Below are 17,105 nucleotides of genomic sequence, written 5' to 3' on the forward strand. Positions count from 1 at the left end.
CATAATAAATATATAATAAAAGTATTGATACAAAAAATTACTAATTTTGTGATCGTTATGATTGAACACCTTCACCCCCGAATACTAGAGAACAAAGACTGGGCAACACTTTTATTTGTGTTGACTTTTGCCATTGTTGCTATGACTAAATCAGCTTATGAAACTAGATTTAGCGAATTCAGTAAGCTTATTTTTTCTGATAAATACGCAAAAATTTATCGTGATAATAATCATTTGAAAAGCAGTTTTACGGTTGGTTTGTTTTTTGTACAAATAATATCGTACGCATTTTTCATTCAGCTTACGATGCATATTTTTTCGCAAAATCCTAAAACCGGAGCTTATGGCATCTTAAAAACGGATTGGATTTTATTTATTCAGATTGCCACATTTTTACTTTATTTCATTCTGGCGAAGTATTTAATCGAAAAAATTGTCGCTGCTTCCTTCAACATCGACGAATTTATGGAGCTTTTTAACTTACAAAAAGTTACATATCGAACATATATTGGCATTTTAATCCTTCCTATTAATGCTGTTTTGTTCTATTATGACAATATTCCAAAAACTATACCCCTCGTTATCATAGGTATTTCGCTGTGTATTAGTCTCTACTCGTATTTTATTTCAATAAAAACGTATCAAAACGTAATAATCGGTAAGTTATTTTATTTTATTTTATATCTTTGCGCTCTTGAAATAGCCCCTTATTATTTTCTTTATTATTGGATTACAAAAGGGAGTGCTTAGAAAATGTTTATAATATGAAAGTGAAAACAATTTTGGTGTCACAGCCTGAACCTAAAGTGGAGAATTCTCCTTACTTTGAGCTCCAACAAAAACACAAAATAAAAATTGATTTCAGACCATTTATTCATGTGGAAGGGGTTAATGCAAAAGAGATTAGATTGCAAAAAATCGATCTTAATCATTACACTGCGATAATTTTGACAAGCCGTAATGCGGTGGATCATTTTTTTAGAGTGGCGGATGAAATGCGTTATAAAGTCCCTGAAGGATTGAAGTATTTCTGCCAATCAGAAGCAGTTGCATTTTACTTGCAAAAGTATGTAGTGTACAGAAAGCGTAAAATTTATGTGGGAGCAAAAGACTTTGCTGATTTATCTCCATTGATAAAAAAGTACAAAGACGAAAAATTCTTACTTCCGGCATCTGACCAATTAAACGCAGATGCACCTATTACCTTAAATAATCTAAAGGTAGATTGGACACAAGCCGTATTTTACAAAACTGTAATGAGCGACTTATCTGATTTAGCAGATGTTTATTATGATGTTTTAGCATTTTTTAGCCCAACTGGAATAAAATCATTGTTTAAAAACTTCCCTGATTTTAAACAAAACGAAACTAGAATTGCTGTTTTTGGAAGCACAACTCAAAAAGAAGCTTTGGATTATGGTTTAAGAATCGATATTCTTGCTCCAACTCCTGAAACACCTTCTATGACAATGGCTCTTGAAAAATACATCGCCGAAGCAAACAAAGGAAAATAAAACCTTAAGAAATAAACAATATTTAAATTCCAAATTCCAAATTAATCACTTGGGATTTGGAATTTTTCTTTTTACAGCATTTTGAAAATTTGCGACTGACGATCTTTGTCAAAGTTTAAAACTTTGACAAAGATTTAAAACAACAGATTTACATTCAATTAAAAGTTTTATCATTAAATTTGATTTCTAACTAAAACCAAATCACTAAAATTAGTTTCAAATTACAACTCTTATGAAAATCAACTCCCTTTTAATTGAAATCGACGGTATCGACAAAGAAATTCTTCGCTATTTAATGGACGATGCCCGAAAACCAATTTTGCAAATCGCCAACAAAATAGGAATTTCAGGAGCCGCAATTCATCAGCGTTTAAAAAAACTGGAACAATCCGGAGTAATTTCAGGATCAAAATTTACTGTAAACCCAAAAGTTCTTGGCTATAACACAATGGCGTTTATTGGTGTTTACCTGGATAAAGCTTCCCGAAACTCTGAAGCCGTAAAAGATTTAAAGAAAATCCCAGAAGTTCTGGAATGTCATTATACTACAGGAAACTGGTCTGTTTTGATTAAAATCATTTGTCGCGATAACGAACATCTTATGCAGCTTTTAAATACTAAAATTCAAGCCATAGAAGGTGTTTCCAGAACTGAAACCTTTATTTCGTTAGATCAACAGATTGACAGACAAATTCAGCTTTAGGAATTAGATAATGTGACAATTTGATAATTAGATAATTTGCTTGAAAATTTATGACCAACATTAAATCTGAAGTTAAAACGATATTATTTTTTACATTTTATATTGCAATAACTATTTTCGTCGGAAGCGTTGAAACTGGCAGCCCACACGGTCCTGGTTTTAGCAGTATTTTATTTTTACTACTAATTCCAATAAGCATAATCTACAGCGTAATACTTCTTTACAAATTTTTCAAAACTGAAAACAAAGAATATCTAAATTCTATTTACATCATATCAGGAATATGGATTTTGATATTCATCACGTTAACATTCTATAATTAAAACAAAAACCCGACAAGTTTTAAAAACCTGTCGGGTTTGCTATTAATTATCTAATTGGCTAATTTTCTAATTGGCTAATTAAAAGAATTAATCTCTCCTATTATTACTTCCTGCGTAAATCGAAATATAGTACAACAACGTTGCAATTGATCCGATAGCCGCAACAAGATAAGTTCTTGCAGCCCATTTAAGAGCGTCTTTTGCTCCCGCTTGTTCTTCTTGTGTTAACATGTGTTTATTTTCTAACCAAGCCAAAGCACGATTACTTGCATCGTATTCTACAGGCAAAGTAATAATCGAAAACAAAGTCGTCACAGCAAAAAGCACGATTCCTATTAACAACAATTGAGGAAACACCTGAATCATTAAAATTCCCGCTAATAGAATCCATTGCATAAAATTTGATGCAACGCTTACAATTGGAACCAATTTCGAACGCATCGTCAGCCATTCATAACCTACAGAATGCTGCACTGCGTGACCACATTCATGAGCCGCAACAGCTGCTGCAGCCGCATTGCGATGATTATAAACTGCTTCGCTTAAATTTACTGTTTTATCACTTGGATTATAATGATCTGTCAATTGTCCCGGAGTCGAAATCACACGAACATCAGTAATACCGTTATCCGCTAACATTTTCTCGGCAATTTCAGCACCGCTCATTCCGTTTCTTAATTGCAGTTTAGAATACAATTCGAATTTGCTTTTTAGTTGTGAACTTACCAGCCAACTAAACAACATTATAGCTCCGGCAATAATTAAATATCCCATTCCCATATCTTTATATTTTTTTGATTGCACATTTAAAGTTACAAAACAAACAACAATTTCTGAACCAATTTAAAAAAATGTCATTTTGTCACTCAAAGTCAGTCTAATTCAAAAGATTATTCTTCAACAGAAACGCTATTAATTCGGCTACATTTTTAGTCTTATACTTTTGCAAAATATTACGTCGATGTGTTTGTACCGTTAGGAAACTTAGAAACAATTCATCGGCAATTTCCTGAGTCGATTTACCTTTTGACAATAATAGAGTAATATCTTTTTCCCTTCGGCTTAAGCTCGGAATTCGCTCTAAATCTTCGGAGAATGGCTGACTAATAATAGTTTTTACTTCATCACTAAAAACAATTTCTCCCTCGATCGCTGTATCAATACATCTTTTAAACTCTTCAAATGAAGCACTTTTAAGAATATATCCATTTCCTCCATTTTGAATGAATTGCATAACCAAACTTCTTTCTGATTGGCTGCTCATCCCGATAACAATCATTTTAGGATACTTTTTTTTAATTATTTTACAAAGATCAACTCCATTTATAACAGGCAGAAAAATATCCATTAAAATCAAATCAACTTCGTTAACCTCAATATAATCTATAAGCTTCACCCCTGTTGCTAGTTTTTCTACAACCTCAACAGAATTAAAATCAGACAATAATCCTGAAATTCCTGAAACCACAATTGGATGATCGTCTACGATTACGGTTTTATAAATCTTACCCATTTAAAATCTCGTTTTTTACTTTTAATTCAATGTAAACAGAAGTTCCTTTATTTTCGACGCTTTCTATTTCTAATTTACCATTCAAAAACCCTACACGATTTTTTATGTTTTTTAACCCCATTCCGCTTTTACTTTCCGAAACATTAAATCCAATTCCATTATCTTCAACCGTAATAAAAAAAGTTTCTTTGTTCTGAGAACAAGAGACCAAAATTTGAGATGCATTTGCATATTTTAGAGCATTATTCAACAATTCCTGAATAATTCTGTAGATTACAATTTCGTAGTTTTTAGGCAAATGAGATTCTTTAATTAAATACTGAAACTCAATACTGGTTTTTACATTTGAATTTGCCATACACAAATCACGCAACGCATATTCCAAGCTCAATTTAAGCAAACTTTCCGGCATTAAATTCTGTGAAATATTTCTCAGTTCTCTAATAGAATCATCTAACAAAACACCAACTTCGGCAGTACTTAAGGCATTTTCTTTTCCCGCCAGTTTCAAATGAATTTTTAAACCTGAGAGCATACTTCCGAGTCCATCATGTAAATCTCTTGCAATTCGTCTTCTTTCTACCTCTTCTCCTTCGACTAAGGCATTTGAAACCGATAATTTTTGCTGATTTTCCAATGCTGTTAATTCTTGTTGGTGATTGATTTCTTTTTGAAAACTCAGCTTCTTTTGGTTCTTATTCAAAATCCACAAAAACAAAACGATCAGAAACAAAAGAATCGACAAAACAGCAAAAAGAACTGAATTCAGACGATTATTATTTACCAACAATGCGGCTTTTTCGTTTTGCGATTGAAGCAAGGTTATTTTTTTCTCGTTTTCGGCTTTTTTATATTTTGCTTCTAATTCTACGATTTCACTTTTAAATTTAGTATCATTTAAACTATCATTAATAACACTATATTTATTCGAATAAAAATAGGCTTTGTCATAGTCTTTGAGCGCATTATAAACTTTTGACAACTCATTATAGTAGTTCTTTTTATCTACAACAAAAGGTGTATTCTTTAAGAGATATTCCAGATTGTCTTTTGCTTTTCCGTAATTTTTTAATTTAAAATACACTTCATATTCCGGAAATTTCAATCGGTTTAAGGCAATCAGATTTTGATGTTTTTCCGCAGATTTAATCCCTTTTTCAAAACTCTTTAAAGCTTCTGAAAACTTATTTTGTTTGGCATAATATATCCCTTCCGAATAAAAATAAGAATCATTTAAATTGGATTCAGGGAATTTTTCCAGTTTAGAATATGCTTTATCCAGCACTTTTTTTGCATCATAAAAATGCTTTAACTCTACAAGGTTTTCGGCATTAATAATATAGGTTTCCATTTTAGATTCTACAAGCGTAGGTGATCTTTTAGTAGCTTTTTCGATATAATCTTGAGCTTCATTCAAATATTCGCTTGCCTTTTGACGCTCATTATTATTCATCAAAATAATTGCAACTGCTTTATACAAACCACTTACAAGTTCATAATCCTGACTTTTTTTAGCAATCGGAATGGCTTCATTAACCAATAATTTCATGTAGCCCTTTTCATTATTTTTTCGCTGCTGCATAATACCATAATTCTGCAGCACAATTGCACGCAATCTGTAAGCTTCGGTATTATTGTACTTCTTTAATTTGGCATTAGCTTCTAACAATGATTTTTCGAAACCATCGACATCGCCTTTTTCTAAAAAGCTATATGAATTATAATAAATCGATGCGTCTTTTAAAAAAGGAAATTTAGTCTTTAACCTATTAGCCTCTTTTAGATATTCTTTTGATTTATTAGCGTCCTGAATCATCAAATACAATTTAGACAATCTAAAACTATAAAGACTTTTTATACTATCAGAATGTGTATTTTTTGTAATTCGCGCAATGCTGTCTATATAAACTCTATCATCGTCTAATGAAAGAATAACCTGTGAATGCGAAAGGGTTGAAAAAAGGAAAAAAAGTAGAAACTGGTAAATTTTCTTCATGAATTGCGTTTTTTCAAATTTATTAAAATTAAAAATGTTTCAAAAAAATTCAACGCTTTTTACCTGATATCAGGTAATACAAAATACACTTTATCAGGTATTGCCCTCTCTTTTGTTTGCCTCTAATTTTGTTTGAAATGAATAATTAATTAATAAAAAAAATATTATGAAATCAGTTTTTAAAACTCTTGCTATTGTATTAACTCTTGCTTTTTCAGCAGTATCGTGCAGCAGCGACGACGACAACAATAACAAACCAATTCAATCAAGAGATGTTAAATATGAAATAACAGGAAATTTTTCAGGAGAACTTAGCGCAATTTATTTTGATAAAGGTGGAAATCCATTAAATGAAGATGTTACCAGTTTGCCTTGGACTAAGCAAATTACTGCTGATGCAGGTGTTCCGGGAATAACATTCAGCGCAAGCGGTCATGGTGGCGTTAAGGACCAAACATTAACTGCTAAAATTTATGTTGGCGGAGAAGTAGTAAAAGAATCTACTGCAAAAGCAAACAATGACGGAATCATTGTCGTAACTCTTGCGCCTTATCTTTTTCCATAATAATTTTATAAAACAGAAGGTTAAAAAAAAGCTTTGTAATCATACAAAGCTTTTTTTTATGATTCTAATTGATTATTCACTTCTTCAAATTTTGAAATCAAATCATTCAACTTTGATTGTTGTTTTTTAATTTGTTTTGGACGAATATAAAACCAATTAAAAGTCATCCAAAGCAAAGTTATTCCATAAGCAAAAACAGCCCAGAAAATCGTCATTCTAACGGTATATTCATACATATACAAACCAATTCCAACTCCAAGCAAAAGAAAATACAAATTCAACATTGTAGATTGCATAAATTGTTGCTTCTTTTTAATCAAGATCAGTTTTTGCAAATATTCCTGATTGGTTTGAGCGGTAACAATATTTTTATAAACTGAGGCTAATCGGTTATAAAAAACCAAGTAAATAACCATTGCCAAGATCGTCAACACGATTCCGATTTTTGTCGAAATAAATTCCGGTTGATAAGTATACCAAACAAAAATAATGAAGGCACAAGTTGCAAAAAGCAAAATATTGGTGATCCATAAAGTACGCAAACCAGCTTTTTTAAATTGCTTTAATCTTGCCAGTAAATCTTCAATATTGGGCTGACTTACGGTTTGTTTTTTCCATAAATCCTTAAAGTCTATATTATTATTGTGGTCCATTTTCTTTAAATTTTTGAGTCAATTTTTCTTTTATTCTGTGAATCTTCACTCGGGTATTAGCTTCCGAAAGTCCGACAATTTTAGCGATTTCAGCTTGCTTGATATCTTCAAGTTCAAGCGAAATAATAATACGTTCCGTTTCCGGTAATTCGGCAATACATTTATACAAAAACTGAATTTGCGGTTCTATTGATTGCTGCTTTTCTTCGGTCAGATTAATTGGCAAATCTGATTTAAGAAAGCGCTTTTCTTTTTCAATCTGTCGCAAACAATTGTTAGACGCGATTCTAAAAATCCAGGTTCCAATACTCGATTCATTTCTAAAAGTGTCCAGCTTTTGCCAAACAATAACAAAGGTTTCCTGAGCCAAATCCTGTGCGATATCATAATCGTTCACAAAACCCATACAAAGTCTGAATATTCTATCCCAATACGTTTTATAGATCTCTTCAAATACCATCTTTAAGATTTTACAAAATTGCTTAATTGCTCTAAATACCATTCTGTATCGTCATACATAATAAAGTGTAATCCTTTATTTGCATATTGAAATTTTGCGGTTTTTAGATTTTTATATTGCTCTTCAATTGCAGGTTTTAAATTTATAAAATAAGATTCTAATAAAATTAATGACGGACATTTTATAGCCGCGATTTTATCTCTTAGATCTGTATTCGAAAAATCACAATACATTTCGGCAAATGTTTTTCTGTCTGATTTTACACTCCAATCAACAAGCATTTCAAGTTTTGATGTATCTGCCAAAAGTCTTGGCGCCATCTTTTTCTGCATATCATAAAACTGAGTATCACTCATTGCCGTCATTTGAGTTACCATTGGCGAACAATCATTATTTTCTTTTGCTTTAAAAGAAGGATCCATCAATGCGCTTAAACATGGCAATGCATCTACGACAATAATTTTACTAACCAAATCAGGATAATCTGCTGCAATTGCCAATGCTAATCCGCCGCCCATACTATGACCAATTATGATTGGTTTTTCAATTTTATTGTCTTTTATATAATTGGCAATTTCGTTTTCCCAATTTTTGAATGTTGCATTTCCTTGTGGTTTTACTCCGGCAAAACCAGCCATTGTAAGTGTATAACAGGTAAAATCTTTTTCGAAGTTAACTTTTGTTTCTTTCCAAACATCTCCTGAAGAAGCAAATCCGGGAATGAATACAATAGCTTTTTTTCCTTTTCCGGTTTTAGTAACCTCAAACGGATATTGTTTTGTTTGTGCAAATACATTTAAACATAATGCTGAAAATAATAAGGCGATAACCAAGATGATATACTTTTTCATTTTTAATAGTTTTAAGTTATTAAATGATTTAATTCGCCTTTTGGATACGAGCGCTTTTAAAATGTTACAACTAAAATGAAAATTTCAATAAAAAAGTTTAAAATCTCAGTGTTTATGGATGTTTTTTAACCGCAAAGTGCGCGAAGATTTACGCAAAGTACGCAAGGTTTTCCTCAATATTGTCATTGCGAGGAACGAAGCAACCACACTACAATAAGACACAAAGCTTGATCCAACAAATGAGATTGCTTCGTTCCTCGCAAAGACACAAAATGAGGTAATTATAAAAAAAATTCCAAACCCCAATCGTAAAATTGGAATTTGGAATTTATAAAATATTGGAATTTTAAAATTATTAACCTACAAGGTTAATGATTTTACCAGGAACAATAATCACTTTATTTGGTGTTTTACCATCTAATTGTTTTTGTGTTCTTTCGTCTTTCATGATGATTTCTTCGATTTGTTCTTTGGTTAAATCCAAAGGCAATTCGATTGTGAAACGCATTTTTCCGTTGAAAGAAACTGGATATTCTTTATTGGTTTCAACCAAATGTTTCGCTTCAAAAACTGGGAAAGGAACTTCAGAAATTGAAGTTGTATTTCCTAATTGCGACCATAATTCTTCAGCAATATGTGGTGCGTAAGGCGAAACCAAAATTGCTAAAGGCTCTAAGATTGCTCTTGAATGACAATTTTGAGTTGACAATTCGTTCACACAAATCATAAATTGAGAAACTGATGTATTGAAAGAGAAACTCTCAATATCTTCGGCTACTTTTTTGATCGTTTTGTGTAATGATTTTAAGTTGTCTTTTGTTGGTTCGTCGTTATTTACGATTAAACCGTTATTTTCATCAAAATACAATCTCCATAGTTTTTTCAAGAAACCAAATACTCCAGAAATTCCAGCAGTATTCCAAGGTTTAGCTTGCTCTAACGGTCCTAAAAACATTTCGTACAAACGCAATGTATCAGCTCCGTATTCGTTACAAATATCATCCGGAGTTACCACATTATAGTATGATTTCGACATTTTTTCGACTTCACGACCTACAATGTATTTTCCGTTTTCATCTAAAATAAATTCAGCAGTATTAAAATCTTCTCTCCAAGCTTTGAATTTTTCGATATTTAATTCATCCGAAGAATTTACAAAATGAACATCAACGCGAATTGGCTGTACATTTTGACCTTCAATTTTATTTTTAGACACAAAAGTATTCGTTCCTTCCAATCTGTAAACATAAGCAGTCGTTCCCAAAATCATTCCCTGATTAATCAGTTTTTTGAATGGCTCTTCGGTTGGAGCAAAACCTTTGTCTTTTAAGAATTTATTCCAGAAACGAGAATACAATAAGTGTCCGGTTGCGTGTTCGCTTCCTCCAATATACAAATCAACGCTTTCCCAATAAGCTAAAGCTTCTTTGCTTGCAAATTCGTTTTCGTTATGCGCATCCATATAACGCATCCAATACCATGAACTTCCCGCCCAACCTGGCATCGTGTTCAATTCCAATGGAAAAATCGTTGCATGATCTACTAAATCTGTATTGACAACTTTATTGTTTTTTGTATCCCAAGCCCAAACAGCTGCATTTCCTAACGGAGGCAAACCATCTTCGGTTGGTAAATATTTCTCTACTTCAGGCAAGATAATTGGCAAATGTTGCGAATCGATCATCTTTGGCAAACCATTTACATAATAAACCGGAAAAGGTTCTCCCCAATAACGCTGACGAGAAAAAACTGCATCACGCAAACGGTAATTTGTTTTTCCGCTTCCTTGTCCAATTTTCTCTAAAGCCGTAATTGCAGCCTGAGTTGCTTCTTTATAATTTAATCCGTTTAAGAAATCAGAATTTGCAATTTCGACATTGTCTTTAGAACCGTAAGCCGCTTCAGAAATATCAACATTTGCGAAGATATTCTTGATTTCCTGCATTCCTTTTTCGGCTTTAAAGAAATTAGCAAAAGCATAATCTCTTTCGTCTCCACAAGGAACCGCCATTACAGCACCAGTTCCGTAACCTGCCAAAACGTAATCTCCAATCCAAACCGGAATCGCTTCTTTTGTAAAAGGATGCTCTGCATAAGCTCCGGTAAATACTCCCGAAATAGTTTTTACATCGGCCATACGCTCACGCTCTGAACGTTTTGCTGTTTTTTCGATATAAGCTTCAACTGCTTCTTTTTGTTCTGGAGTTGTAATTTTAGCAACCAAATCATGCTCTGGTGCCAAAGTCATAAAAGTTACGCCATAGATTGTATCAGGACGAGTTGTGAAAACTTCGATTACTTCTTCATGATCTTTCACATTAAATTTCACCAAAGCACCAACAGATTTTCCAATCCAGTTTCTTTGTGATTCTTTTATAGATTCGCTCCAGTCGATATCATTTAAACCTTGCAACAAACGCTCTGCATAAGCAGAAATTCGCATGCTCCATTGTGTCATTTTTTTACGAATAACAGGATATCCACCGCGCTCAGAAACTCCGTTTACGATTTCGTCATTTGCCAAAACAGTTCCTAAACCAGGACACCAGTTTACTTCTGTTTCTGCCAAATAAGTCATTCTGTATTGCAAAAGAATTTTCTCTTTTTGATCTTCAGAATAAGAATTCCATTCATCTGCAGTAAAAATTGCAACATTATCGTCGCAAACTGCTTCAACTAATTCGTTTCCTTCTCCTTCAAAAACTTTTACAAGCTCTGAAATTTCAAAAGCCTGTCCTTGTTTTTTGCAATACCAGGAATTAAATAATTGGATAAAAATCCATTGTGTATGTTTGTAATAATCAGGATTTGAAGTTCGCACTTCGCGGCTCCAATCAAATGAAAAACCAATTTTATCTAATTGTTTTCTATATCCGGCAATTTGTTTTCCTTCTTTATCAACTCCACCGTCAATATTTACGCGTGTTGTATCTTCAGGACGTTGCCCCGTTTGTATTGCATATTGTTCAGCAGGCAATCCAAAACTGTCGTATCCCATTGGGTGCAAAACATTGAATCCCTGATGTCTTTTGAAACGAGAATATACATCTGAAGCAATATAACCCAGCGGATGCCCAACGTGAAGTCCTGCACCTGACGGATAAGGAAACATGTCTAAAACATAATGCTTCGGTTTTTCAGAATTATTACTTGCAGCAAAAGTTTGGTTTTCAGCCCAATATTTTTGCCATTTCTCTTCGATTTCGTTTGGATTGTATTTCATTTTTTTTGAGTTGCTAAGCTACTGAGTAACTAAGTTTCTAAGTTTTAAGTTCGCAAATTTACATTTATTACAGATTGTACCAAAGCTATTTCGTTGACAAACAAATAAAATAACAAAATACTTATTTTTAATTACGTAAAAATACTTATGTTTGCATTAAAATACTTAGCAGATATTTTTTACCTTATTTTATCAAAAATAAATCAGCGAAAGAATAGCTTTACAAAAAACAACCAACTATCTTAGCAATAACTATTTAGAATCTAACATGGAGAATAACAAAAAATACTCTATTGAAGTCCGTCTCTGGATTGAAGAAACTGAAGGTCCATTTTTAGGAATTGGAAAAATCTGGTTGCTCGAAAATATTCGGAAAACGGGATCCATTACAAACGCTGCAAAAGAAATGAAAATGGCTTACAGACAAGCCTGGCAATTAGTTGAAGAAATGAATCAGCGCGCCGAAAGTCCTTTGGTAGAAAAATTACTTGGCGGAAAAGGCGGCGGTGGCGCAAAACTCACTGAAGCCGGAGAAAAAGCAATAACTATTTTCTATGAAGTCGAAAAGCGTATTAAAGATTTTGCTTTAAAAGAAACTCAGAATTTGAAATTTTAAAAGATTAAGTTTTGACAATATTCATTTAATTCTGAATCTATTAAAGCATGATTTTAGTCATATTTTATATTTAAAAATTGCATTTGTTTTGTGAAATAGAAATTGGACAAAGTTTTTTTATTTCTGAAAGAAAAAATCAAATAGCAGTATTCCTGAAAAAACACATTGATTTTCTTTATAAAATAAATTAACCAAAAAACCAACCTTTTTAACCATCAGTATTCATTTTAAAACATACTGAAAATTTTATTCTAAATATGAAATTACAACTTTACATATTACTGCTTTTTATAAGTTTCAAAAGCTTTTCTCAAGCAAAAGATTCTATAAAAGATCCCGATAACATCAAAAAAGAAGAATTAAATGAAGTCGTAATTACAGCTTCCCGCAGATCCGAAAAAATAATGCGTTCTCCTATAAGTATCGAGCAATTAAAATCGGCGGAAGCCAAAAAAATGGGATCGCCAAGTATTTATGAAGCGCTTGAAAACGTAAAAGGCGTTCAGATAATAACCCCAAGCTTGGGTTTTAAGGTTATTAATACAAGAGGTTTTGCCAATTCGACTAATGTAAGATTTGCGCAATTGGTTGACGGAATTGATAATCAGGCGCCACATTTGGGCGCTCCAATTGCCAATGCACTTGGCGCAAATGATCTCGATATTGACAAAATAGAAATTATTCCGGGAACTGCGGCGGCTTTGTACGGAATGAATGCCATTAATGGTTTGGCAAATATTCAGACCAAAAATCCTTTTGAATATCAAGGCATAAGTATTCAGCAATTGACTGGCGTAAATCACGTTGGAAATATTGATCGGTTTTCACCGAAATTATATTCGCAATTTAATTTGCGTATTGCGAAAGTGTTCAATGAAAAATTGGCTTTCAAAATAAATGCTTCGGCAACCGGAGGAACAGATTGGATTGCAGATGACAGAACCGATTTGGCCCCAAATGCAAATGCTTCAACCAATTTATATGGTGCAGATAATCCGGCTTATGACGAAGTAAATGGTTATGGAAATGAATCGGCAAACAGAAAAACCCTGAACTTAAACGGTAAAAATTATGTTGTTGCCAGAACTGGTTATCGTGAAACTGATATTTCTGATTATGATATTAAAAACTACAAGGCTGATGTTGGTTTTTACTTTCGACCAAAACAAGGAAACGAATTAGCCGTGACTTATAAAACAGCCTTAATCAATACGATTTATCAACGTTCGAATCGTTTTAGATTAGACAATTATACTTTAAATCAATTTGCGGTTGATTATCACACGCCAATTTTTCAGATAAAAGCCTATGCAACAACCGAAAATACCGGAGATTCATATAACATGCGTTCATTGGCAGAAAATATGGATCGAGCTTATAAATCTGATGACAAATGGTTTGCAGATTATTCAACGGCTTATAAAAATGCAATTACAAACGGAGCTTCTGTAGCTGATGCGCACAAAATTGCCAGGTCAACTTCTGATCAAGGAAGATTTCAACCTGGAACTCCGACTTATGAAGAAAAGAAAAACGAATTGGTCAATATAAATAATTGGGATATTGGTGCCGCTTTACGCGTAAAATCGACTTTAGTTCATGGCGAAGGATTAATTAATTGGGACAAAGCTTTCTCTTCTTTTTTCGAAAAAATAGAAACAAAATTATTGAGTGGTTTTGATTACAGAAACTACATTATTGTTCCTGACGGAAACTATTTTATCAATCCTGTAAATACTTCTAAAAACTTAACGTATCAAAAAACAGGCGCTTTTACACAGTTAACTAAAGATTTCTTTCAAGAAAAATTACGTTTAGGAGCCACAATAAGAATGGACAAATCCGATTATTTTGATGTGAAATTTACTCCGCAATTTACAGCGGTTTATTCTCCAAAAGAAACGATTAGTTTTAGAGCTTCTTACCAAAACGGATATCGTTTTCCGAGTATTTTCGAAGGTTTTTCGAATGTAAATAGCGGCGGCGTAAAACGTGTTGGCGGATTACGAATCATGTCCGATGGTATTTTTGAAAACTCTTATACCAAAGCTTCAATCGACAAATTTCAATCGCAGGTAAACAGCGATGTAAATACTCTTGGAATAACTCAGGCGCAAGCCATTGAAAAGAACAAAAATACGATTCAAAAAAATCCGTACACTTATCTGCAACCGGAATTTGTAAAATCTTTCGAATTTGGATTTAAAACCATTACATTAAATAAAAATCTTTTTATCGATGCCGATTTTTATTACAACTCTTATAAAAATTTCATTGCTCAAGTCGAAGCCAGTATTCCAAATACAACAGATCCTGATAAGATTCCGACAGCTTTATATTCAAAAAACACGCAAAACAGATATCGTTTATGGACTAATTCTAAAAGTAAAATTTACAATTACGGAGGAAGTTTAGGTTTGAAATATCGAATCGACGAAACTTTTACGGCGCTAACAAATTTAACCTATACCAAACTTGACAGAACGGACGATAAAGATGGTCTGGAAGATGGTTTTAATACTCCGGAATTTAATGTAAACGGAACTTTAATGGCGCAAAATATCTGGCGAAATCTTGGCGTAAGCGCAACAGCACGATATCAGACAAATTTTGATTATGTGTCTTTTTTGGTCTCAGGAACCGTTCCGGCTTATTGGTCAATGGATGCGCAGGTAAATTATAATTTTAGAAAAACGTGTTTGACAACTAAATTAGGAGGAACCAATATTCTTAACAAACCTTATACTTCAATACTTGGCGGACCTTCAATTGGCGGATTATATTATTTATCATTAGTTTGGGAATCTAAGAAAATCTAAAAAAAACAAACCTTCTTCATATGAAAACAAAAAACTTTTTCTTCATTCTCTTCATTGCATTTACTTGTGTAATGTGTAATTCTTCAAAAAAAGAAGATAAAATTATTATCGAAAAAACTACTTCTACAGAAAAAGAACATCATCACGCACTTACTGCCGCTGATAGTCTAAAACTTGTAAATCATGAAATCGAAGTAAAAGGCGATGTCGAATTTCCACTACAATTAACAGTTGATTCTTTGCAAAAAATGAAAGTTGCCACAATTTCAAATTTCAAAATAATTGGAAAAGATGGTACTGTCAAAAAAGACGATAAAATCTGCAAAGGTGTTCTTTTGAAAGACATTTTAGAGAAAGCCAAAATCAAACAAAACGGTCATAAAGATCGAAATTTCTACATCGTCGCAAGAGCTTCAGATGATTATAAAGCTACTTTTTCATGGGCCGAAATTTTCAATAATCCCACCGGAGAAAACACGTATGTTCTTTTTGAAGAAAACGGAAAACCAGTCAAAAGTGGCGAAATGATTCTGATTTGTAAAAACGATATTAAAACCGGTCCACGTCACGTTTATTGGCTTAGAAGTATTAAGGTTTATAGAGTTGAGTAACACTTTGAGAATTTAACCGCAAAGCACGCAAAGGTTTTTACTTATAAACTGCGCTTAGAAAACGCAAAGTTCGCAAAGCTCTATCAATACAAAGCTTTGCGAACTTTGCGTTTGTATAAAAAACCTTTGCGTGCTTTGCGGTTAAATCAAATTCCAAAATTCAACACAAAACTTTTTGCATTTTGCAGTAAAATCACATTTCAATTTGCAAAAGTTCAAAGCCACAAAGGGTTTTAATGTTGATTCTTTTGATCTTTAATTGTACATTTATGGGATAAAAGTTCGTTATTAACTTTAAATAAAGAAATACTTTATTATTTTTACCACATAATTTAAGCAAACTATGAGTTCTAACTTTGATAAATTTCAAAAGCGCAGGTTAATTTCCTCTTATTTTTCGGTTGTATTAAGTGTTTTCTTGGTTTTATTCCTTTTAGGAGTACTAGGATTATTCATTATCAATTCTAAAAAATTGGCAAATGATTTTAAAGAAAAAATCGCAATGACGGTTTTCTTTAAAAATGAAGCCAATGATAGTGTGATAAAAGCATTCAACACTGAATTGAAAAGGGCGCCTTTCGCAAGATCTTATGCTTATGTTTCTAAAGAAAAAGCAGCAAAAGAACATACAGATATCATTGGAGAAGATTTCTTAACCTTTTTGGGAGAAAATCCGTTATTGAATTCATACGATATTCACTTAAAAGCTGATTATGTTGAAAGAGACAGTATTTCGAAAATCGAAAGCACTTTGAGACAAAACACTATGATCGAAGATATTGTTTATGACAAACAATTGGTAAATCTGGTAAACGACAACATCAAAAAAGTAAGTATGTGGATTTTGATTATCAGCGGTTTCCTTGCGATAATTGCGGTTTTATTAATCAATAGTTCATTACGCTTATCAATTCACTCCAACCGTTTTATCATTAAAACCATGCAAATGGTTGGCGCAACAAAATCGTTTATCCGTAAACCTTTTGTAATGCGCAGTGTAAAATTAGGAATGTTAGGTGCCGGCTTAGCTATTATCGCTTTAATTGCACTTTTACTTTATGTTGAATCAAACTTCCCGGGATTAGGAATCTTAGAAGATAAAGCATTAATTGGATTGGTATTATTAGCCGTATTTGGTTTAGGTGTTTTGATTACCTGGGTAAGTACACACTTTGCAACACAACGTTTCTTGAATTTAAGAACTGACGATCTATATTAATTGTTGATTTTAGATTTTAGATTAGAATATAAACTCATA

General features: G+C 32.7%; 15 protein-coding genes. 8 read left to right on the plus strand and 7 right to left on the minus strand.

Annotated elements, in window-relative coordinates; genetic code table 11:
* Positions 1 to 57 precede the first annotated feature (57 nt).
* From CLU81_RS10275 to CLU81_RS10285, 3 genes are all read left to right on the plus strand, one after another.
* Complete coding sequence (locus CLU81_RS10275; RefSeq protein WP_099709711.1) at positions 58 to 750, plus strand: DUF4271 domain-containing protein; 693 nt, start codon at positions 58 to 60, stop codon at positions 748 to 750.
* 14 nt (positions 751 to 764) lie between these two features.
* On the plus strand, positions 765 to 1,514 hold the full coding sequence (locus CLU81_RS10280) for a uroporphyrinogen-III synthase (protein ID WP_099709712.1): 750 nt from the start codon (positions 765 to 767) through the stop codon (positions 1,512 to 1,514).
* 232 nt (positions 1,515 to 1,746) lie between these two features.
* Positions 1,747 to 2,217, plus strand: coding sequence for an Lrp/AsnC family transcriptional regulator (locus CLU81_RS10285; RefSeq protein ID WP_007811264.1), 471 nt, complete (start codon positions 1,747 to 1,749; stop codon positions 2,215 to 2,217).
* A gap of 410 nt (positions 2,218 to 2,627) precedes the next feature.
* Here CLU81_RS10285 and CLU81_RS10290 read toward each other — a convergent pair whose 3' ends face one another.
* The 3 genes from CLU81_RS10290 to CLU81_RS10300 form a co-directional block, all read right to left on the minus strand.
* The gene (locus tag CLU81_RS10290) at positions 2,628 to 3,320 is read right to left on the minus strand and encodes a zinc metallopeptidase (RefSeq protein ID WP_099709713.1); all 693 of its coding nucleotides are present in this window, start codon (positions 3,318 to 3,320) and stop codon (positions 2,628 to 2,630) included.
* A gap of 97 nt (positions 3,321 to 3,417) precedes the next feature.
* Positions 3,418 to 4,053 (minus strand): response regulator transcription factor, encoded by a 636-nt coding sequence (locus CLU81_RS10295; RefSeq protein ID WP_099709714.1) that lies wholly within the window; start codon positions 4,051 to 4,053, stop codon positions 3,418 to 3,420.
* Positions 4,046 to 6,049, minus strand: coding sequence for a sensor histidine kinase (locus tag CLU81_RS10300; protein WP_099709715.1), 2,004 nt, complete (start codon positions 6,047 to 6,049; stop codon positions 4,046 to 4,048). Before CLU81_RS10300 ends, CLU81_RS10295 begins: the two co-directional genes overlap by 8 nt.
* 166 nt (positions 6,050 to 6,215) lie before the next feature.
* Here CLU81_RS10300 and CLU81_RS10305 point away from each other — a divergent pair, with 166 nt between their 5' ends.
* Positions 6,216 to 6,614 (plus strand): MmpS family transport accessory protein, encoded by a 399-nt coding sequence (locus tag CLU81_RS10305; protein WP_099709716.1) that lies wholly within the window; start codon positions 6,216 to 6,218, stop codon positions 6,612 to 6,614.
* A 56-nt stretch (positions 6,615 to 6,670) separates the two neighbouring features.
* On the opposite strand, the gene CLU81_RS10310 is transcribed toward CLU81_RS10305, so the two are convergent.
* The 4 genes from CLU81_RS10310 to leuS all read right to left on the minus strand — a co-directional run bounded on the left by CLU81_RS10310 (position 6,671) and on the right by leuS (position 11,801).
* Positions 6,671 to 7,267: a hypothetical protein gene (locus CLU81_RS10310; RefSeq protein ID WP_099709717.1), complete on the minus strand. Its 597-nt coding sequence runs from the start codon at positions 7,265 to 7,267 to the stop codon at positions 6,671 to 6,673.
* On the minus strand, positions 7,254 to 7,727 hold the full coding sequence (locus CLU81_RS10315; protein WP_099709718.1) for an RNA polymerase sigma factor: 474 nt from the start codon (positions 7,725 to 7,727) through the stop codon (positions 7,254 to 7,256). The genes CLU81_RS10310 and CLU81_RS10315 overlap by 14 nt, the downstream gene beginning before the upstream one ends.
* Before the next feature lie 2 nt (positions 7,728 to 7,729).
* Positions 7,730 to 8,578: an alpha/beta fold hydrolase gene (locus CLU81_RS10320; RefSeq protein WP_099709719.1), complete on the minus strand. Its 849-nt coding sequence runs from the start codon at positions 8,576 to 8,578 to the stop codon at positions 7,730 to 7,732.
* Between the two features lie 355 nt (positions 8,579 to 8,933).
* Positions 8,934 to 11,801: a leucine--tRNA ligase gene (leuS, locus tag CLU81_RS10325; RefSeq protein ID WP_099709720.1), complete on the minus strand. Its 2,868-nt coding sequence runs from the start codon at positions 11,799 to 11,801 to the stop codon at positions 8,934 to 8,936.
* Positions 11,802 to 12,069: 268 nt separating this feature from the next.
* Between leuS and CLU81_RS10330 the strand changes: the two genes are divergently transcribed.
* From CLU81_RS10330 to CLU81_RS10345, 4 genes are all read left to right on the plus strand, one after another.
* Positions 12,070 to 12,417, plus strand: coding sequence for a winged helix-turn-helix domain-containing protein (locus tag CLU81_RS10330; RefSeq protein WP_099709721.1), 348 nt, complete (start codon positions 12,070 to 12,072; stop codon positions 12,415 to 12,417).
* Between the two features lie 257 nt (positions 12,418 to 12,674).
* Positions 12,675 to 15,236: a TonB-dependent receptor gene (locus tag CLU81_RS10335; RefSeq protein ID WP_099709722.1), complete on the plus strand. Its 2,562-nt coding sequence runs from the start codon at positions 12,675 to 12,677 to the stop codon at positions 15,234 to 15,236.
* A gap of 20 nt (positions 15,237 to 15,256) precedes the next feature.
* Positions 15,257 to 15,847, plus strand: a complete 591-nt coding sequence (locus CLU81_RS10340) for a molybdopterin-dependent oxidoreductase (RefSeq protein WP_233209689.1) — start codon at positions 15,257 to 15,259, stop codon at positions 15,845 to 15,847.
* A 343-nt stretch (positions 15,848 to 16,190) separates the two neighbouring features.
* Positions 16,191 to 17,066, plus strand: a complete 876-nt coding sequence (locus CLU81_RS10345; protein WP_099709724.1) for an ABC transporter permease — start codon at positions 16,191 to 16,193, stop codon at positions 17,064 to 17,066.
* The last annotated feature ends 39 nt before the right edge of the window (positions 17,067 to 17,105 follow it).

Origin of the sequence: Flavobacterium sp. 9 (assembly GCF_002754195.1) — a bacterium.
Taxonomy (GTDB): Bacteria; Bacteroidota; Bacteroidia; order Flavobacteriales; family Flavobacteriaceae; genus Flavobacterium.

Coding starts and splice junctions, on each gene's coding strand:
- CLU81_RS10315 (WP_099709718.1), bottom strand. CDS start 7,727: ATGGTATTTGAAGAGATCTATAAAACGTATTGGGATAGAATATTCAGA.
- CLU81_RS10275 (WP_099709711.1), top strand. CDS start 58: ATGATTGAACACCTTCACCCCCGAATACTAGAGAACAAAGACTGGGCA.
- CLU81_RS10290 (WP_099709713.1), bottom strand. CDS start 3,320: ATGGGAATGGGATATTTAATTATTGCCGGAGCTATAATGTTGTTTAGT.
- CLU81_RS10345 (WP_099709724.1), top strand. CDS start 16,191: ATGAGTTCTAACTTTGATAAATTTCAAAAGCGCAGGTTAATTTCCTCT.
- leuS (WP_099709720.1), bottom strand. CDS start 11,801: ATGAAATACAATCCAAACGAAATCGAAGAGAAATGGCAAAAATATTGG.
- CLU81_RS10310 (WP_099709717.1), bottom strand. CDS start 7,267: ATGGACCACAATAATAATATAGACTTTAAGGATTTATGGAAAAAACAA.
- CLU81_RS10280 (WP_099709712.1), top strand. CDS start 765: ATGAAAGTGAAAACAATTTTGGTGTCACAGCCTGAACCTAAAGTGGAG.
- CLU81_RS10340 (WP_233209689.1), top strand. CDS start 15,257: ATGAAAACAAAAAACTTTTTCTTCATTCTCTTCATTGCATTTACTTGT.
- CLU81_RS10300 (WP_099709715.1), bottom strand. CDS start 6,049: ATGAAGAAAATTTACCAGTTTCTACTTTTTTTCCTTTTTTCAACCCTT.
- CLU81_RS10330 (WP_099709721.1), top strand. CDS start 12,070: ATGGAGAATAACAAAAAATACTCTATTGAAGTCCGTCTCTGGATTGAA.
- CLU81_RS10305 (WP_099709716.1), top strand. CDS start 6,216: ATGAAATCAGTTTTTAAAACTCTTGCTATTGTATTAACTCTTGCTTTT.
- CLU81_RS10295 (WP_099709714.1), bottom strand. CDS start 4,053: ATGGGTAAGATTTATAAAACCGTAATCGTAGACGATCATCCAATTGTG.
- CLU81_RS10285 (WP_007811264.1), top strand. CDS start 1,747: ATGAAAATCAACTCCCTTTTAATTGAAATCGACGGTATCGACAAAGAA.
- CLU81_RS10335 (WP_099709722.1), top strand. CDS start 12,675: ATGAAATTACAACTTTACATATTACTGCTTTTTATAAGTTTCAAAAGC.
- CLU81_RS10320 (WP_099709719.1), bottom strand. CDS start 8,578: ATGAAAAAGTATATCATCTTGGTTATCGCCTTATTATTTTCAGCATTA.